15 protein-coding genes are annotated in these 13,702 nt (G+C 68.6%); 2 read left to right on the forward strand and 13 right to left on the reverse strand.

Annotated features, from left to right (window positions below):
- The first annotated feature begins 4 nt into the window (after positions 1-4).
- Positions 5-1,234 (forward strand): NAD(P)/FAD-dependent oxidoreductase, encoded by a 1,230-nt coding sequence (locus J2739_RS19230; protein WP_309904547.1) that lies wholly within the window; start codon positions 5-7, stop codon positions 1,232-1,234.
- On the opposite strand, the gene J2739_RS19235 is transcribed toward J2739_RS19230, so the two are convergent.
- From J2739_RS19235 to J2739_RS19245, 3 genes are all read right to left on the reverse strand, one after another.
- Positions 1,231-1,470: a M48 family metalloprotease gene (locus J2739_RS19235; RefSeq protein WP_309904549.1), complete on the reverse strand. Its 240-nt coding sequence runs from the start codon at positions 1,468-1,470 to the stop codon at positions 1,231-1,233. The genes J2739_RS19230 and J2739_RS19235 overlap by 4 nt on opposite strands.
- Positions 1,471-1,554: 84 nt before the next feature.
- Entirely contained in the window at positions 1,555-3,015 is a 1,461-nt protein-coding gene (locus J2739_RS19240; RefSeq protein ID WP_309904551.1) for a DHA2 family efflux MFS transporter permease subunit, read from the reverse strand.
- Between the two features lie 214 nt (positions 3,016-3,229).
- Complete coding sequence (locus J2739_RS19245) at positions 3,230-3,547, reverse strand: hypothetical protein (protein WP_309904553.1); 318 nt, start codon at positions 3,545-3,547, stop codon at positions 3,230-3,232.
- Between the two features lie 165 nt (positions 3,548-3,712).
- Between J2739_RS19245 and J2739_RS19250 the strand changes: the two genes are divergently transcribed.
- Positions 3,713-3,901 (forward strand): hypothetical protein, encoded by a 189-nt coding sequence (locus tag J2739_RS19250; RefSeq protein ID WP_309904554.1) that lies wholly within the window; start codon positions 3,713-3,715, stop codon positions 3,899-3,901.
- A 12-nt stretch (positions 3,902-3,913) separates the two neighbouring features.
- Here the strand turns inward: J2739_RS19250 and mnhG are convergent, their stop codons facing one another.
- The 10 genes from mnhG to J2739_RS19300 all read right to left on the reverse strand — a co-directional run bounded on the left by mnhG (position 3,914) and on the right by J2739_RS19300 (position 13,636).
- Positions 3,914-4,264 (reverse strand): monovalent cation/H(+) antiporter subunit G, encoded by a 351-nt coding sequence (gene mnhG, locus J2739_RS19255; protein WP_309904556.1) that lies wholly within the window; start codon positions 4,262-4,264, stop codon positions 3,914-3,916.
- 124 nt (positions 4,265-4,388) lie between these two features.
- Complete coding sequence (locus J2739_RS19260) at positions 4,389-4,667, reverse strand: K+/H+ antiporter subunit F (protein WP_309904558.1); 279 nt, start codon at positions 4,665-4,667, stop codon at positions 4,389-4,391.
- Complete coding sequence (locus J2739_RS19265) at positions 4,664-5,155, reverse strand: Na+/H+ antiporter subunit E (RefSeq protein ID WP_309904874.1); 492 nt, start codon at positions 5,153-5,155, stop codon at positions 4,664-4,666. The genes J2739_RS19260 and J2739_RS19265 overlap by 4 nt, the downstream gene beginning before the upstream one ends.
- The gene (locus J2739_RS19270; protein ID WP_309904560.1) at positions 5,155-6,861 is read right to left on the reverse strand and encodes a monovalent cation/H+ antiporter subunit D; all 1,707 of its coding nucleotides are present in this window, start codon (positions 6,859-6,861) and stop codon (positions 5,155-5,157) included. Before J2739_RS19270 ends, J2739_RS19265 begins: the two co-directional genes overlap by 1 nt.
- Positions 6,858-7,211 carry a Na+/H+ antiporter subunit C gene (locus J2739_RS19275; RefSeq protein WP_309904562.1) on the reverse strand — a complete coding sequence of 118 codons (354 nt, stop codon included), beginning with the start codon at positions 7,209-7,211 and terminating at the stop codon, positions 6,858-6,860. The genes J2739_RS19270 and J2739_RS19275 overlap by 4 nt, the downstream gene beginning before the upstream one ends.
- Positions 7,211-10,150 carry a monovalent cation/H+ antiporter subunit A gene (locus tag J2739_RS19280; protein WP_309904564.1) on the reverse strand — a complete coding sequence of 980 codons (2,940 nt, stop codon included), beginning with the start codon at positions 10,148-10,150 and terminating at the stop codon, positions 7,211-7,213. Before J2739_RS19280 ends, J2739_RS19275 begins: the two co-directional genes overlap by 1 nt.
- Positions 10,151-10,316: 166 nt before the next feature.
- Positions 10,317-11,618 carry a TRAP transporter large permease gene (locus J2739_RS19285; RefSeq protein ID WP_309904565.1) on the reverse strand — a complete coding sequence of 434 codons (1,302 nt, stop codon included), beginning with the start codon at positions 11,616-11,618 and terminating at the stop codon, positions 10,317-10,319.
- Positions 11,611-12,120 carry a TRAP transporter small permease gene (locus J2739_RS19290; RefSeq protein WP_309904876.1) on the reverse strand — a complete coding sequence of 170 codons (510 nt, stop codon included), beginning with the start codon at positions 12,118-12,120 and terminating at the stop codon, positions 11,611-11,613. The genes J2739_RS19285 and J2739_RS19290 overlap by 8 nt, the downstream gene beginning before the upstream one ends.
- A 15-nt stretch (positions 12,121-12,135) precedes the next feature.
- A complete protein-coding gene (locus tag J2739_RS19295; protein WP_309904567.1) occupies positions 12,136-13,104 on the reverse strand; it encodes a TRAP transporter substrate-binding protein in 969 nt (322 codons plus the stop codon).
- Between the two features lie 175 nt (positions 13,105-13,279).
- Positions 13,280-13,636, reverse strand: coding sequence for a ComEA family DNA-binding protein (locus J2739_RS19300; RefSeq protein WP_309904569.1), 357 nt, complete (start codon positions 13,634-13,636; stop codon positions 13,280-13,282).
- Positions 13,637-13,702 lie beyond the last annotated feature (66 nt).

Consider the following 13,702-nt stretch of genomic DNA (forward strand, 5'->3'; position numbering starts at 1 on the left):
ATCCATGAGTTCAAGCCAAGACATCGTGATCATCGGCGGCGGCCATGCCGCTGCGCAGCTGTGCGCCGGGCTGGCCGAGGCGGGGCAGGGCGCCCGCGTGCACCTCGTGTGCGAGGAGGCCAGCATTCCCTACCACCGGCCGCCGCTGTCCAAGACCTTTCTCAGGAGCCCGGAAGAGGCGCCGCAGCTGCATCGCGCCGAGGCCTGGTATGCCGAGGCAGGCATCACGCTGCACCTCGGCGATCCTGCGTCGGCGATCGATCGTGCTGCACGCACCGTCACCCTGCGCTCGGGCGCTGTGCTGGGCTGGGAGCGGCTCGTGCTCGCCACCGGCACGCGCGCGCGCCGTCTGCCGGCCCTGGTGGGGCTGTCGAACGTCGCGCTGCTGCGCGCCGCGGACGAGGCGGCGCAGCTGCGGTCGATGCTGTCCGCGGCGCAGCAGGTCACGGTGCTGGGCGGCGGCTTCATCGGGCTCGAGGTGGCGGCCACGGCGCTGGGGCTGGGCAAGCACGTGACCGTGCTGGAGAGCGCGCCGCGCCTGCTGAGCCGGGCCGTGTCGCCGGCGCTGTCCGAGCATGTGCTCGCGACGCATCGCGCGGCGGGCATGGACATCCGCGTCGGCGCGAAAACGGGCGCCTGGCGGACCGAAGGCCAGCGGCTGGCGGCCATCGAGGTCGACGGCCAGGCGCTGCCGGTGGACCTCCTGATGGTCGGCATCGGCGCCGTGCCCGAGACCGCGCTGGCCGAGGCCGCCGGCCTCGAGTGCGCCGACGGCATCGTGGTGGATGCCTATATGCAGACCAGCGACGAGGCCGTGTTGGCGGTAGGCGACTGCACCCGCTTCCCCGACCGGCGCGCCGGCCAGGCGCTGCGGCTGGAATCGGTGCAGAACGCCAACGACCAGGCGCGCACCGCGGTCGCCACGCTGACCGGCGCGGCCCGGCCGCACGACGCGGTGCCGTGGTTCTGGTCGGACCAGGGCAGCCTGCGCCTGCAGATGGCGGGACTCGTCCCCGCCGAAGGTACGCCGGGCGCGAACACGGTCCGGCGCCCGGGCCCGAATGCAGCCGGCTTCTCGCTCCTGCACTACGTGAACGGCATGCTGCGCTGCGTCGAGTCGGTCAACGCGCCGGTCGACCACATGATGAGCCGCAAGCTGCTGGAAGCCGGCCGCAGCCCGGACCCGGCGGTGGCTGCGGACCCCGCCGTGCCCTTGAAGACGCACCTGGCCTAGCTGCTGGCTGCCGCGGTGCGCTTGTTGCTGCGCTCGTCGGCGGCAGCGCTCTTGCGCAGCGCGGCATCCATGGCGCGCGTTCCGGCCGCCAGTGCGGCCTCGTAGGTGTCGGCCTCGTACTCGGCGGCTTTCAGTACCTTTTGCGGCGCGCCGCTGTCGTCGGTCTGCAGCAGTGTCCAGACGAAAGATCCGGGCGCCGCCTCGTCGATGGTGAGCTTGATCGGAGGATGTTTCATGGCTTGTTCATCGTGGTCGGCTCGGCCCCCGATTTCTGTAGGCGAAGTTCCATCGTCGCGGCGGTTACACGGTTCGCGGCCTGTTCAGCCCGCGCGCCCCGCCTGGGCTGGCCGATCGCCGGCACTCACCGGTGCCTGCGATCCGGCGCGCAGCAGCAGCGCGCCCAGCAGTGCGGCCGCGCCCGCGAAGACGGCGCCAACCACGAAGGCCAAGCGATAGCCGCCCACCAGCGCGGCCAGCGGCACGGCTCCGGCGGCCGCCATGCCCTCGGTGCGCGCGGAGGCGAGGCTCGCGAGCACCGCGAGGCCCAGCGCACCGCCCATCATGAAGGCGGTGTTGACGATGCCCGAAGCCAGACCGGACTCGCTGGGCGCCACGTCGCCCATTGCGACCAGCAGCATCGGATTCAGCGCGATGCCGGCGCCCAGGCCGAGCAGCGTCATGCCCGGCATCACGTGCATCAGAAAACTGCCTTCCACCGGCGCGCCGGCAAAAAGCAGCAGCCCCGCCGCCGCGAGCAGCAGCCCGAAGGCCAGCGGTCCGCGATTGCCGAAGCGCATCACCAGCTTGGCCGACAAGCCCAGCGAGAAGGCGGCCATGATCAGGTTGGCCGGCAGGAAGGCCAGCCCAACCTGCATCGGGCTGTAGCCCAGCACCAGCTGCAGGTAGAGCGCGGAGATGAAGAACCAGGCGAACATCGCCGCTGCCCACAGCACGCCCATCACGTTGGCGACCGCGACGTTGCGCAGGCCGAACAGGCGCAGCGGCATCAGCGGATGGCGCACCCGCGCCTCGATGGCGATGAAGGCGACCAGCAGCAGCGCCGCGATGCCGAGCAGGCCCAGCGTCTGTGTCGAGGTCCAGCCGGCCTCGTTGCCATTGACGATGGCGTAGACCGCCAGCATCAGCGAGAGGGTGACCGTGAGCGCGCCGCCTGCGTCCAGCCGCTCGCCGGCGGCATGCCCCGGCAGGTGCGGCAGCAAGGCCAGGCACAGCGCGTAGACCGCCACGCCGATCGGCAGGTTGACCAGGAAGATCCAGTGCCAGCTCAGGGCATCCGTCAGCAGACCGCCGAGCAGCACGCCGATGCTGCCGCCGCCGGCGCAGACGAAGCCATAGACGCCCATGGCCTTGGCGCGCTCGCCGGGCTCGGTGAACAGGTTCATGATCAGCGAGAGCGACACCGCCGAGACCACCGCCCCGCCGAATCCCTGGACTGCGCGCGCCGCGATCAGCAGGGTCTGCGAGTTCGAGAGGCCGCAGGCCAGCGAAGCCAGCGTGAACAGCGTGATGCCGGCGAGGAACAGTCGCCGGTGGCCGAAGAGATCGCCCAGCCGGCCGCCCAGCAGCAGGAAGCCGCCGAAGGTGAGCATGTAGGCATTGACCACCCAGACCAGCGAGGTTTCGTTGAAGCCGAGGTCGGTGCGAATCGAGGGCAGGGCGACGTTCACGATCGTGGTGTCGAGCACGATCATCAGCACGCCCAGGCACAGCACCATCAGCGCCAGCCAGCGGCGGCGCCCTTCGATGTGTTTGCCGCTCATGTTGTCTGGTGGAACAGCGATGTCGGGCGGGTGGGCGGCATGGAATCTCCTGGTTTGTGGATGGTGTACACAAACCATAGCAAAGAGGCTGGATGCCGTCCACACGGACTACGGACTTTCGTAGCCGGGGGCGCGACGCTGCCCCTGCCGTTCCGGCGACCATCACTCGTGCCGCGCGGTCACGGCGCATCTGCCGAACCGCGCGGCGCCAGGCTCAGTAGCGGTAGGGATTGTCCGGCCGGCGGTCGTAGTAGTTGGGCACGCCGTCGCCGTCGCGGTCGCGGTCGTAGCGGTTCGGCACGCCATCGTGGTCGCGGTCGCGCCAACCTCGCTCGCGGTGGTAGTAGCGGCGGTCGTCATGGCCGTAATAGCGCGGCGGTGGCGCGTAATAGGCGCGGGGCGGCGGGGGCGGAGCCGGAACCACGATGACCCGGTTGTCGTAGCGGCCGTCGTGCGCAGAGGCCGGGGCGGCGGTGAGGGCGCCGAGGGAGAGCAGCGCGGCGGCGCCAAGGGCGAAAGTGATCTTCTTCATGCGAGCTCCTCGTGGTGGAACAAAGTGCCTCCATGGTGCGCCGCCTCTGTGAAGCGGCGGTAAGCCGGAAGCGAAATCTTGTATAGCCGTGTGAGCCTTCCTGGGCTGCCAAAAAGTAAACGCCGCCGTTGCAGTGTTTGTTTACATGTAGTTAAAATGTATTACATGAGCACGGATCGAGACAATTTCCATGACTGGGCGCGGGAGAAGCCCGACACCAGCTTCGGCGCCGCCAGCCGGCCCGAGCCCCTCAGGGACTCGCGGCGCGAGGCGATTTGCTGGGGGCGCCTGGCCATCCTGGGACTGCTCGGCGTCGCCCTCGTCGTGGGCTTCAAGTGGCTCGCCGGCCTCTGAGCGGACCGTAGTTCAGCCGCGCTCCGGCGGCACGTCGCCGTCCTTCTGACGCTCGCGGAACAGCGCTGCGCGCATCAGGAAGATGGTCATCACCGGCGCGCTGAGGGCGACGAAGAACGCGATCAGCAACGCATGCAGGAAGAGGTGTCCGTCCTGGACCGAAAAATAAACGGTGGTCGCCAGCGTGATGCACCAGGTGCCCAGCGTAGAGCCCAGCGTGGGCGCGTGGATGCGCCGGAAGAAGGTGGGCAACCGCACCAGCCCGAAGGAGCCGATGGCGGCGAAGGCGGCGCCGGCCACGGCGAGCACCGCGGTCAGGATCTCGGCCAAGGTCGGCAGCGGGCCTGCCATCCAGTCGGTCATCGGACAGCCTCCGCGCCATGCATTCCGCTGCGAGCGCCTGTGGCAACGGCTGGGTGGGAAGCCGCTCGGTGCCCTCCCTGCTTCGCATAGCGGCGCGAGCCCCTTCGCAGCGGCTGGGCGGGGTTCATTCGATCACCTCGCCACGGAGCAGAAATTTGGCCAGCGCCGTCGCGCCGACGAAGCCGAACAGCGCGATCAGCATCGCGGCCTCGAAGTACACGCTGCTCGCATAGACGATGCCCAGCACCAGCATCATCAGCATGCCGTTGATGTAGAGGCAGTCCAGCGCCATCACCCGGTCCTGGGCGGTCGGGCCGATGAGCAGGCGCGCCAGCGCGCAGAGCATGGCCACCGCGAGGAGCAGCAGCGCCAGCTTCAGGGCCCAGAGAAGAACCGGGGTCATGATTCGAAGATCTCCATCAGCCGACGCTCGTAGCGCGTCTTGATCATGTCGATGAAGGCTGCCTCGTCGTCCTCGTGGAAGACGTGGATCAGCAGGGTGGAGCGGTCCAGCGCGATCTCGCCCCAGGCGGTGCCGGGGGTGAGGCAGAGAATCATCGCCAGCGTGGCGAGCGCATTGGGGTCGCGCATCGCGAGCGGCACGCGCACGAAGCGCGGCGCCAGGTCGCGGTTGCGCCGGGTGAGCAGCAGGCGCGCCACGGTAAGTGCGGAAACGACCAGGTCGTACGCCACCAGGCCGCCCAGCGTGAGGGCCAGCAGCGGTCGGCGCATCTTTGCCCGGGCCGGCCGCAGGCTCTGCGTGAGCAGGGGCACCGCGATCGCGAGCAGGGCCGCCAGCAGCAGCGTGGCTGCATCCGGGGCCTCGTTCAGCAGCAGCCAGACGATGAAAAGCGCCAGCGAGAGCATGGGCGATGGCAACCAGCGTTTGATCATGGCTTCGGATCTCCGGCAGGGGCGGTCGGACCGGGCCGCTGGCGCGCGCCGAACACAGCATCGCGATAGGCGCTCGGGAAGCGCAAGCCTTGCGCAGTGGCACTGGCGTGCTGCATTACGGGCTCGGCCATCAGGGTCAGCGCCAGGCAAGCGGCCAGCAATGCGGCCACGGGGAGGACCTCGAGCGCCCGCAACGCGGGAAGCGTCTGGTGCGGCTGGGTCCAGAAATGGCGGATGCCGGTGCGGCTGAGCGCGATCAGCGTGAGAAAGCCCGAAACGATCAGCAGCGCCGTGAAGGCCCAGTCGGCCGCCGTGAGGCCGCGCGCCTCGCCGAGCAGGCCCGAGAGCATCGCGAACTTGCCGACGAAACCCGACAGCGGCGGCAGGCCCGCCAGCAGCAGCGTGCAGCCCAGGAAGCCGAGGCCGAGGAAGGCGATGCCGGCCGGGATGGCGCGGCCGTAGAGCGCCTGGGCGTCGTCGTCGAGGTTCACGTCGTCGAGGTGGCGCAGGTCTTCCGCGAGAAAGGGGGCATCGCCGGCCGCCTCGTGCGGCGCGATGCTCAGTCCGGCGTTGCGCCAGCGCTCGATCATGTCGATCAGCAGGAAGAAAGCGCTCACCGCCAGCGTGGAGCTCAGCAGGTAGTAGAGCGCGCCCGCCCACACGGCCGGCTGCCCCAGGCCGATGGCCGCCAGCAGCGTGCCGGCCGACACCAGCACGCTGAAGCCGGCGAGGTTGGACAAGCGCTGCGTGCCGACGATGCCGAGCGCGCCGCAGAACAGCGTGGCCAGTCCGATCGCGACCAGCGCGCCCTGGCCGAACAGGGCCGAGCTGCCGGCGTCGGGCGCGAACAGCAGGCTCCACAGCCGCAGCACCGTGTAGATGCCCAGCTTGGTGAGGAGCGCGAAGACCGCGCCCACCGGCGATACCGCTGCGCTGTAGGCCGGCACCAGCCAGAAGTTGAGCGGCCAGGCGCCGGCCTTGGCGAAGAAGGCGGTGGCCAGGATGGCCGCGGCGGCATGCACCAACCCGCGATCGGCGACCGGCAACTGGGCGATGCGCAGGCCGAGGTCGGCCATGTTGAGGGTGCCGGTCACGCCGTAGAGCAAGGCAGCACCGATCAGGAACAGCGACGAGGCCGCGAGGTTGATCGCCACGTAGTGCAGGCCGGCCTGCACCCGCAGTCGGCCGGAGCCGTGCAGCAGCAGGCCGTAGGAGGCCGCCAGCATGACCTCGAAGAAGACGAAGAGATTGAACAGGTCGCCGGTCAGGAAGGCGCCGTTGAGGCCCATGAGCTGCAGCTGCAGCAACGGATGGAAATGCACGCCCGCGCGGTCCCAGCGCGAAGTCGAATAGATGGAGGCGCAGAAGGCAACGACGCCGGTGAGCGCAACCATCATGGTCGAGAGCCGGTCGGCGACCAGCACGATGCCGAAGGGGGCGCGCCAGTTGCCCGGCAGGTAGACGCCGATCGAACCCGGCCCGCCGCCGGTGTCGACCGCATTCACCCAGCGCAGGAGCGCGAGCGCGGCCAGCAGGCCCAGCAGGCCCGAGACCACGCTCAGGAAGGACTTGGCGCGTCGGCGCTGCTCGCCCATCAGCAGCATCAGCGCGGCCGTGAAGGCCGGCAGCAGGATCGGCACCGCGATCAGGTGCGGCATGCCGAACTCGAGCAGGCGGTCGAGCAAGGAGAAAAGCTCCGTCATTCGGCGAGCTCCTTCTTCTCTGCACCGTCGACGTGGTCGGTGCCGCTGAGGCCGCGCGAAGCCAGCAGCACGACCAGGAACAGTGCCGTCATCGCGAAGCCGATCACGATGGCGGTCAGCACCAGCGCCTGCGGCATCGGGTCGGCGGTGTTGGCCAGCGTGGCGGCCAACCCCGGGACCAGCACCGGCTCGCTGTCGACCTTGATGCGGCCCATGCTGAAGATGAAGAGGTTGACCGCGTAGGAGATCAGCGTGAGGCCCATGATCACCTGGAAGGTGCGCGGCCGCAGCAGCAGGTACACACCCGAGCCGGCGAGGATGCCGATGGCAATGGCGAGCACGGCTTCCATCAGGCGCCGCCCCCCGCTTCGAACGCGGCGCGTTCGGCTTGCTTTTCTGCTTGTTCGTCGGCCCAGCGATGGCTGCGGATCGACTGGTGCGCCAGCGCCGTGAGGATCAGCATCGTCGCGCCCAGGACCAGCGCGAACACGCCGATGTCGAAGAACAATGCGCTCGGCACGTGCACCTCGCCGAGCACAGGCAGGTGCAGGTGCGCGGTGTGCGTGGTCAGGAAGGGATAGCCGAACAGCAGCGCGCCCGAACCGGTGGCGAGCGCCAGCAGCAGGCCGACGGCGATCCAGCGGCGCGGGTAGATCCGCAGGTGCTCCTCCACCCATTCGGTGCCCGACACGATGAACTGCAGCAGCAGCGCGACCGACATCACCAGCCCGGCCACGAAGCCGCCGCCCGGCTGGTTATGGCCGCGCATGAAGAAATAGACCGACACCAGCACCGAGAGCGGCAGCAGAAGGCGCACCAGCACGGCGGGCACCATCAGGTAGCCGACCGCGGTGTCCGGGGCGCGGCGCGGATTCAGCAGATCGCTGCTGCCGTCGTCGGGCTGCGCTCGCTGCTGCGCAGGCAGTGCCATGGATTCGCGCGCCGGGCGGAAGCGCCGCAGCAGCGCGTAGACCGCCAGGGCCACGATGCCGAGCACCGCGATCTCGCCGAAGGTATCGAAGCCGCGGAAGTCGACCAGCATCACGTTGACGACGTTGGTGCCGCCGCCTTCCGACAGCGCGCGCTCGAGGAAGAAGGGCGAGATGCTCTGCGGGAAGGGCCGCGTCATCATGATCCAGGCGAGCGCGGCCAAGCCGCCGCCGGCCGCGGCCGCCACCAGGAGGTCGCGCCCGCGCCGGCCCCACAGCCGCATGCGCGCGCGCATCGGCTGCGGCTTGGCGGTGCGCATCGGCAGCCAGCGCAGGCCGAGCAGGATCAGCACCGTGGTCACGGTCTCGACGACCAGTTGGGTCAGCGCGAGGTCGGGCGCCGAGAACCAGATGTAGGTCGTGCAGCACACCAGGCCCGCGCCCGAGGCCAGCATCAGCGAGGCCAGGCGGTGGAACTTGGCCTGCCAGGCGGCGGCCAGGGCGCAGGTGCAGCCGATCACCCAGGTCATGGCGAACATCGGCGAGAAGGGCAGCAGCGCGCGCGTGCCGGGCGTCGCCGGCGCGAGCCATAGCGAGGCGCCGGCCCCGGCCAGCGCCACCGCGACCATCAGCAGCAACTGCACCTGCAGGCGCCGGGTGCCCAGCACGCGCCGGCTGCGCCGGCCGGCCTCGCTCAGGCGAGCCAGCAGGTTCTCGAACATGCGCTGGCCGTCGAAGCGATGCAGCAGCGGCGTGTGCTCCAGCGCGCCGCGCGCGCGACCGCGACGCTGCAGCAGGTAGAGCCCGGCGCCGCCGACCAGCGCGATGGCGCTCATCGCCAGCGGCAAGTTGAAGCCGTGCCACAGGGCCAGGCTGTAGTCGGGCAGTTCGCCGCCGACCACCGGCATCGCGGCCGTGGCGAGGAAGGCGCCCACCGACCAGGCCGGCGCGACGCCGACCACCAGGCAGGTCAGCACCAGCAGCTCGGCCGGCACGCGCATCCAGCGTGGCGGCTCGTGCGGCTGCTTCGGCACCCTGGGGCCCGGAGGCGGGCCGAAGAAGACGTCGAACACGAAGCGGGCCGAGTAGGTCACGCTGAACACGCCGGCCAGCGTCGCGATCACCGGCAAACTGAGGTTGATCCATGGCGTCGCCTGGATGAAGACCGTCTCGGCGAAGAACATCTCTTTCGAGAGGAAGCCGTTGAGCAGTGGCACGCCCGCCATCGCTGCGCTGGCGATGATGGCCAGCGTGCCGGTGATCGGCATCAGCCTGAGCAGGCCGCTCAGCTTGCGGATGTCGCGCGTGCCGCTCTCGTGGTCGATGATGCCGGCCGCCATGAAGAGCGAAGCCTTGAAGGTGGCATGGTTCATCACGTGGAAGACGGCCGCGACCGCGGCCAGCGGGCTGTTGAGCCCGAGCAGCAGCGTGATGAGCCCGAGATGCGAGATGGTCGAGTAGGCCAGCAGCGCCTTGAGGTCCCGCTGGAACATGGCCACGTAGCCGCCCAGCAGCAGCGTGGCGGCGCCGGCGCCGCTCACCAGCCAGAACCAGGGTTCGGTGCCGGAGAGCACCGGCCACAGCCGTGCCATCAGAAAGACGCCGAGCTTCACCATCGTGGCCGAGTGGAGGTAGGCCGAGACCGGCGTGGGCGCCGCCATCGCGCGCGGCAGCCAGAAGTGGAAGGGGAACTGCGCGCTCTTGGTGAAGGCGCCGAGCAGGACCAGCACGAGGGCCAGCGGATAGAGCCGGCTGGCGCGTATCTGCTCGCCGGAGGCGAGCACCGCATCGAGCTCGTAGCTGCCCACGATGCGGCCCAGCACCAGCGCGCCGGCCAGCAGGCACAGCCCGCCGGCGCCGGTGATGATGAGCGCCATGCGCGCCCCGCGCCGCGCGTCGCGCCGGTGGTGCCAGTAGCCGATCAGCAGGAAGGAGAACAGGCTGGTGAGCTCCCAGAACAGCACCATCTGGATCAGATTGCCCGAGAGCACCACGCCCACCATCGAGCCCATGAAGGCGAGAAAGAAGGAGAAGAAGCGCGGCACCGGGTCGGAGGACGACATGTAGTAGCGCGCGTAGAGCACCACCAGCGCGCCGATGCCGAGCACCAGCATGCAGAACAGCCAGGCGAAGCCGTCCATGCGGAACACCAGCTCCAGGCCCAGCGAGGGGATCCAGCGGATCTCTTCGCGGATGACGTTGCCGTCAGCGAGCCGGGGAAAGAGCCACGCCGCCTGCACGGCGCAGCCCAGTGCGACCATGCCTGCCAGCGTCGATTCCCTGTTGCGTGCTTTCGACGGCAGCAGGGCCGCGATCACACTGGCAACGAAGGGAAGTGCGACGAGGAGTGCAAGGGGCATCGCGGCCGATTCTATCGACCGCCCCCTGCGCAAGACCTCGCGATCAGCCGGTGGACGGCCGCACCGTGCGGATGCCGAGCCAGGTGAGGATCAGCGATCCGGAGGCCTGCAATGCCGCGGTGCCGAGGGCGGGCCCCGGCGCTCTTTCATCGGCATCGAGCCGTGCTCAGGGGGCCATCTGCCGCGGCAGCCAGGTCACGATGTCCGGCGCGAAGTAGATGATCAGCACCGCCGTCACCATCAGCGCGAACATCGGCAGCGTCACGCGCGCGATGTAGAGCAGGTCCTTGCCCGTCATGCCTTGCAGGACGAACAGGTTGAAGCCCACCGGCGGCGTGATCTGCGCCATCTCCACCACCAGCACGATGAAGATGCCGAACCACAGCGGATCGATGCCGGCGGCGAGCACCGTCGGCATGATCACGCCCATGGTCAGCACGACCATCGAGATGCCGTCGAGAAAACAGCCGAGCACGATATAGAACAGCGCCAGCATCACCACGAGCTGGAACTTCGACAGTCCGAGCGAGCCGATCCATTCGGCGAGATGGCGCGGCAACCCGATGTAGCCCATGGCGAGCGTGAGGAAGGCAGCGCCGGCGAGGATCAGCGCCATCATGCAGTACAGGCGCGTGGCGCCCAGCAGCGAATCCCTGAAGGTCTGCCAGTTGAGCGAACCCTGCGCCGCCGAGATCACCAACGCACCCACCACGCCGACACCAGCAGCCTCGGTGGCCGTGGCGATGCCTGCATAGATCGAGCCCAGCACGGCGAGGATCAGCACAGCGACGGGGATCAGACTCAGCGACTGGCGCAGCTTCTGCGTGAAAGCCATCGGCGGATCGGGCGGCGGCACGCGCTGCGGATTCAGCATCGCCCACACCGCGATGTAGCCCGAGAAAAGCGCAGCCAGCAGGATGCCCGGCACGACGCCGGCGATGAAGAGCTTCGCGATCGACACATCGGCGCTCACGCCGTAGACAATCATGATGATCGAGGGCGGGATCAGCAGGCCCAGCGTGCCGGCCCCGGCCAGCGTGCCGATCACCATGTCGTCCGGGTAGCCGCGCCGCTTGAGCTCCGGCAGCGTCATCTTGCCGATGGTCGCGCAGGTGGCGGCACTCGAGCCCGAGACCGCGGCGAACACGGCGCAGCCCGCCACGTTGGTGTGCAGCAGCCGGCCCGGCAGCGCTTGCATCCAGGGAGCCAGGCCCTTGAACATGTCCTGCGACAGGCGGGTGCGGAAGAGCACCTCGCCCATCCAGAGAAACAGCGGGAGCGCGGTGAGCGTCCAGCCGGAGGCCGAGCCCCAGATGGTCACCGCCATCGCATCGCCGGCGGGGCGGGCAGAGAACAGCTGCATGCCGATCCATGCGACGCCCGAGAGTGTGAGCCCGATCCAGACGCCGCTGCCGAGGATGAGGAACAGGCTGGCGATCAGCAGCCCGGCGATGGCGATGTCATTCATGGCGAAGGGCCTCGGCGGGGCTGGTCTTGGTTGGCCTCCCGCGCCATTCGATCAGGAATTCGTCGACCGCTGCAATGGCGAAGATGAGCGAGCCGACGGCCATGCTCAGCTGCGGCAGCCACAGCGGCGTTGCGTCGTTGCCTGTCGAGATGTCGTTGTAGGCATGCGATTGCCACGCGAGGCGGAGGCTGTAGAGGGCGAAGAGCGCGGCCAGCAGCGCCGCCGCGCCGGTTGCCCATCGTTCCAGCCAACGCCGCGGCGCGCCGTGCAGGCTGCCGAGCAGCAGCGTGACACGGATGTGCTCGCCACGTTTCAGGGTATGGGCCAGAGCCAGGAAGCCGGCACCTGCCATCAGGTAGCCGGCATAGGCGTCGAGCCCCGGGATGTTGAAGTGCAGTTGCCGGCCGACGATGGACAACAGCACCGCCACCAGCAGGCCGATCATGAAAAGCGCCGCCAGGGCGACGGCGCTGTCGTAGAGGAAATCGAGCGTCTTGCGCATCCTGCCCACGCGCGCCTACATCTTCTTGTAGGCGTCGACCACAGCCTGGCCTTCGGGACCGGCCTTGTCGAGCCATTCCTTGAGCATGGTCTCGCCGATCTTCTTCATGTCCGCCTTGAGCTGCGTCGATGGCGAATGGATCGTCATGCCGTTCTTCTTGAGCAGATCCAGGTACTCGACATTCTTCTTCTTGGAAATTTCCCAGCCGCGCTTCTCGGCGTCCGCGCCGGCCTTCAGCAGCGCGTCCTGCGTGGCCTTGTCGAGCGCGTCGAAGGCCTTCTTGTTCACGAGGACGGCGTTCTTGGGCAGCCAGGCCTGGGTGTCGTAGAAGTTCTTGATGTACTCGTAGGTCTTGGTGTCGTAGCCGGTGGAGCCGGAGGACATGTAGGACTCGATCACGCCGGTGGCCATCGCCTGCGACAGCTCGGCCTGCTGCACGGTGACGGGCTGGGCGCCGACCAGCTCGCCGATGCGCGCGGTTGCGGGGCTGTAGGCGCGCCACTTCACGCCCTTGAGATCGGCGGCGGACGCGATCTCCTTCTTGACGAAGATGCCCTGAGGCGGCCAGGCCACCGAATAGAGCAGCATCATGCCTTGCTCGGCCAGCTTCTTCTCGAGCACCGGCTTCTGGGCCTGGTAGAGCTTCCAGGCGGCGTCGTAGCTGTCGGCCAGGAACGGAATGCCGTCGGTGCCGAAGATCTGCCATTCATTCTGGTAGTTGACGAGCAGGATCTCGCCCATCTGCGCCTGACCGCCCTGGACGGCACGCTTGATTTCCGGCGCCTTGAAGAGTGCGGCGTTGGCATGAACGGTGATCTTGAGCTTGCCGCCGGTCGCCTTGTCGACGTCGGCGGCGAACTGCGTGATGTTCTCGGTGTGGAAGTTGGTGGCCGGATAGGCCGTGGGCAGGTCCCACTTGGTCTGCGCGAAGGCCGCTGCGCCGAGGGTGAGGGCGGCGAGGGCGATGCCGAACTTGTGAATCATGGGCTCTCCAGAACGTACGGATGTGAAAAGGCGTCGGGGAGCATACGTGCAAATATCAGGCCACTGCGTGAGGCTTTCCCCTGACGGCATGCGCCCGGCGCGTGCAGGCACTCGCAAAAAAGCCGCCCGAGGGCGGCTTTCGTTGGCGGCGCGGCGCGGTCGCCGCGCGCGTGGATCAGGGCTTGTTATCGGCCTTCTTTGCCGTGCTCTCGGCCTTGTCCTTCCTGGGCTCGGCCTTGGCGACCTTGGCTGGCGGCGCTGCGCCGCCGAAGCTCTGGCCATTGACCGTCAGGCCTTCGCCCGACAGCTTGGCGGCCGCCTTTTCCTTCACACCCTTGACGCGGCTCATGAGGTCGTGCCAATCCTTGAAGTCGCCACCCTTCTTTCGCTCATCGATGATGCGCTTGGAGAGCGAGGGGCCCACGCCCCGGATCGCATCGAGCTCGGCATCGCTCGCCTTGTTGGCATCGACGGCCGCCCATGAAGCAGCGGCAAACAGCATGGCCATGATGGCCAGAATCTTCTTCAGCATTCTTGAGATTTCCCTGTCACGTTAAAGAGACGCTTCTCGCGTCCCGCTCGCATGCGGATTGCATGC

This window comes from Variovorax soli (genome assembly GCF_031454625.1).
GTDB classification, from domain to species: Bacteria; Pseudomonadota; Gammaproteobacteria; order Burkholderiales; family Burkholderiaceae_C; genus Variovorax; species Variovorax soli_A.

Bases quoted from the DNA above. Each gene is read 5' to 3' on its own strand.
- J2739_RS19230 (WP_309904547.1), top strand. From the start codon at position 5: ATGAGTTCAAGCCAAGACATCGTGATCATCGGCGGCGGCCATGCCGCT.
- J2739_RS19235 (WP_309904549.1), bottom strand. From the start codon at position 1,470: ATGAAACATCCTCCGATCAAGCTCACCATCGACGAGGCGGCGCCCGGA.
- J2739_RS19240 (WP_309904551.1), bottom strand. From the start codon at position 3,015: ATGAGCGGCAAACACATCGAAGGGCGCCGCCGCTGGCTGGCGCTGATG.
- J2739_RS19245 (WP_309904553.1), bottom strand. From the start codon at position 3,547: ATGAAGAAGATCACTTTCGCCCTTGGCGCCGCCGCGCTGCTCTCCCTC.
- J2739_RS19250 (WP_309904554.1), top strand. From the start codon at position 3,713: ATGAGCACGGATCGAGACAATTTCCATGACTGGGCGCGGGAGAAGCCC.
- mnhG (WP_309904556.1), bottom strand. From the start codon at position 4,264: ATGACCGACTGGATGGCAGGCCCGCTGCCGACCTTGGCCGAGATCCTG.
- J2739_RS19260 (WP_309904558.1), bottom strand. From the start codon at position 4,667: ATGACCCCGGTTCTTCTCTGGGCCCTGAAGCTGGCGCTGCTGCTCCTC.
- J2739_RS19270 (WP_309904560.1), bottom strand. From the start codon at position 6,861: ATGACGGAGCTTTTCTCCTTGCTCGACCGCCTGCTCGAGTTCGGCATG.
- J2739_RS19275 (WP_309904562.1), bottom strand. From the start codon at position 7,211: ATGGAAGCCGTGCTCGCCATTGCCATCGGCATCCTCGCCGGCTCGGGT.
- J2739_RS19280 (WP_309904564.1), bottom strand. From the start codon at position 10,150: ATGCCCCTTGCACTCCTCGTCGCACTTCCCTTCGTTGCCAGTGTGATC.
- J2739_RS19285 (WP_309904565.1), bottom strand. From the start codon at position 11,618: ATGAATGACATCGCCATCGCCGGGCTGCTGATCGCCAGCCTGTTCCTC.
- J2739_RS19290 (WP_309904876.1), bottom strand. From the start codon at position 12,120: ATGCGCAAGACGCTCGATTTCCTCTACGACAGCGCCGTCGCCCTGGCG.
- J2739_RS19295 (WP_309904567.1), bottom strand. From the start codon at position 13,104: ATGATTCACAAGTTCGGCATCGCCCTCGCCGCCCTCACCCTCGGCGCA.
- J2739_RS19300 (WP_309904569.1), bottom strand. From the start codon at position 13,636: ATGCTGAAGAAGATTCTGGCCATCATGGCCATGCTGTTTGCCGCTGCT.